Consider the following 2,124-nt stretch of genomic DNA (forward strand, 5'->3'; position numbering starts at 1 on the left):
AATTTTGCTCGCCGCCCGAACCGCGCGCCGCATCACAAGCTTCGATTGCCCGCGCGAGTTTCTTAAAAATTTCGGGGAATTCGCTCGCCCTGCCGTAAGCGGTCATGAGCCTGCTCCACGGCACGTCCTGCGCTTTTAAATTTGCGATATATTTCAAATTTTGCTCATTCATTCGCGCTCCTTGCGGATATTTTTAAATTTAAGCCCACGAGCCGCTAAAATCTGCGCTCTCAGTTCAAATTTAAGCTCTTCGCCGCACGTAAATTTAAACCGAGCCCTTTGCCTTGATCTTTGCCAGCCACTCATCCATCATCTTTTCAAAGCAGGTCTTTTTGCTTTCATAAAATTTCAGCGCAAAATTATTAAATTTTACACAAAATACCGCGCGCCTAATTTCAATAATCTAGCCAGGCGCAAAATTCTACCTCGTAAGCTCCCTACTTTGCTCGATTAGATCCTCAATCTGCTCGCGCGGCACCGTATCAAGGCAGACGCTAATCCAGTGCTTTTTATTCATATGGTAGGCTGCAAAAATTCCTTTTTCGTCACGCAAAATTGCCGCCAAATCGGGCGAAACTTTTAAATTTATCACATCGCTTGAGCCAGGAAGTGCGCGACCGAGTTTTTCGTTTGCAAGCCCGCGCATCAGAAGTGCAAACCACTTACGCTTCCCTCCACCGTGACGGAAAACCGCAAAATTGGGATATTCATCCCACAGATATTCGCCGTCCGCGCCATAGCGCTGCTTTATTAGTTTTAGGACGCTGCTGAAGTTCATTCTCGTTCCTTGATATCGATCTTTTCCCTGCGCAATCGCGCCAGCCACTCATCCAGCGTCTTTTCAAAGCCAATCCCCTTGCTTTCGTAAAATTTCGCCGCCTCGCTCATATAGGCCTGCTCGACCCAGCCGCCAAAGTCGTGCGGGTATTTGTAGTCTGCGATCTGCTTGTCGGAGTTAATAAGATAGCGCGGCGTAGGCAGCGGAGCAGCGGAGCGGACGAACTTCAAAGCGGCGTTGATGCCCAAATACGCGGCGTTTGATTTGGGGCTGTGCGCCAGATAGATCGCGCATTGTCCTAAGATAATGCGAGCCTCGGGGTAGCCGATCTTGCTGACGGCAGTTAGCGTGCTAGTAGCGATATTTAGGGCGTTTGGATTGGCATTGCCGATGTCCTCGCTAGCTAGGATCACCATCCTGCGCGCGATAAAATCCGCGCTCTCGCCCGCATCTATCAGCCTCGCGACATAATACAGCGCGGCGTCGGCGTCGCTGCCGCGCAGGCTTTTGATCATCGCGCTGGCTAGCTCATAATGCACGTCGTCGCTGCTAACGCCCGCAGCTACGGCATTTGCACGCAGCGTGCGAAGCGTATCCAGCGTAATGGCGCTGTCTGCCAAAAGCGCAAATTCCAGCAGATTTAGCATACTCCTTGCATCGCCGCTGCTGGAGTTTAGCAGGTATTTTCGCGCCTCCTCGTCCATCTCAAAGCCGATCTCGCCCTGCACCCGCGCCAAAAGCACCTCCAAATCCTCGTAGCTAAGCGGTTCGAACTCAAAGATCATCGAGCGCGAGCGGATGCCGCTGCTTAGCACGAACTGCGGATTTTCCGTCGTCGCGCCGATGATGATCGCGGCGTAGTTCTCCATCGGGATAAGAAGCACCTCCTGCTGCGTCTTACTGAGACGGTGGATCTCGTCGATGAAAATGAGCGGCTTGATGAGCGAGCCGGCGTGCGAGGATAGAATTTTGCGGATATCCTCGACCTTCAGGCTCGTGGCGTCAAGCTCGTAAAAATCGTAGTTCAGCTCGCTTGCGATCACGCGCGCCATCGTCGTTTTACCGCTGCCTGCGGCGCCGAAAAATATACTGTGCGGGATGCTGCCTGCGGCGACGAATTTTTTAAAAACCGCTACGATCTTGCCCTGCCCCACGATCTGCTCTAAGCTTTTGGGGCGAAATTTCAAGCTCAAACTCATTTTGCAACCTTAAAAATTTTGCCCCGATGATAGCGTTTTTATGATTAAATTTTTAAATTCGGCTAAATTTAAAAGGCGGTTTGGGTTTTACATACGGCGAGATTTTGAAATTTATGCACGGTGAGAGCTTGAAATTTGCGCCGCGCA

At 51.1% G+C, this 2,124-nt stretch carries 3 protein-coding genes; all 3 read right to left on the bottom strand.

The window, feature by feature from the left end:
• Positions 1-168: 168 nt before the first annotated feature.
• Positions 169-306 carry a hypothetical protein gene (locus Q0620_RS09615; RefSeq protein ID WP_298784806.1) on the bottom strand — a complete coding sequence of 46 codons (138 nt, stop codon included), beginning with the start codon at positions 304-306 and terminating at the stop codon, positions 169-171.
• A gap of 115 nt (positions 307-421) precedes the next feature.
• Positions 422-778, bottom strand: coding sequence for an MmcQ/YjbR family DNA-binding protein (locus Q0620_RS09620; RefSeq protein ID WP_298784808.1), 357 nt, complete (start codon positions 776-778; stop codon positions 422-424).
• Positions 775-1,977 carry a replication-associated recombination protein A gene (locus tag Q0620_RS09625; protein WP_298784810.1) on the bottom strand — a complete coding sequence of 401 codons (1,203 nt, stop codon included), beginning with the start codon at positions 1,975-1,977 and terminating at the stop codon, positions 775-777. The genes Q0620_RS09620 and Q0620_RS09625 overlap by 4 nt, the downstream gene beginning before the upstream one ends.
• Between the last annotated feature and the right edge of the window lie 147 nt (positions 1,978-2,124).

Source organism: uncultured Campylobacter sp., assembly GCF_938017615.1.
GTDB lineage: Bacteria > Campylobacterota > Campylobacteria > Campylobacterales > Campylobacteraceae > Campylobacter_B.

Excerpts from the sequence above, each read along its gene's own strand:
- Q0620_RS09615 (WP_298784806.1), bottom strand. The coding sequence starts at position 306 with ATGAGTGGCTGGCAAAGATCAAGGCAAAGGGCTCGGTTTAAATTTACG.
- Q0620_RS09620 (WP_298784808.1), bottom strand. The coding sequence starts at position 778 with ATGAACTTCAGCAGCGTCCTAAAACTAATAAAGCAGCGCTATGGCGCG.
- Q0620_RS09625 (WP_298784810.1), bottom strand. The coding sequence starts at position 1,977 with ATGAGTTTGAGCTTGAAATTTCGCCCCAAAAGCTTAGAGCAGATCGTG.